Below are 280 nucleotides of genomic sequence, written 5' to 3' on the forward strand. Positions count from 1 at the left end.
CTGCGTGTCCGGGTTCACCCCCGACGTCTGCAGACCCGGAACACCGTTCGTCTCCTCCCACAGATCGAACACACCACCCGCCAACGGCGCCGCCGTATTCGCATCCGTCTTCAACACCCGCACCTCACCCGTCACCGGAGGCTGCGGCAGATCAGCGGCCGTCACCTGCACACCGGCCGAAGCATTCGCCGGAGTCAGAACCAACGGACCGAACACCGGCGAAGCAGGCAACTGATACCCGGGCGGGGCAGCCGTCTCACGCCAGTAATACGTGCCGACC

The 280-nt window shown here is 66.1% G+C and carries 1 protein-coding gene; it reads right to left on the reverse strand.

Translation table 11 applies throughout. The features are described from left to right. A partial coding sequence (locus PUR61_RS01220) for an MSCRAMM family protein (protein ID WP_329874701.1) occupies positions 1-280 on the reverse strand: 280 nt, incomplete at both ends.

It is taken from the genome of Streptomyces sp. BE20 (assembly GCF_036322525.1).
Taxonomy (GTDB): domain Bacteria; phylum Actinomycetota; class Actinomycetes; order Streptomycetales; family Streptomycetaceae; genus Kitasatospora.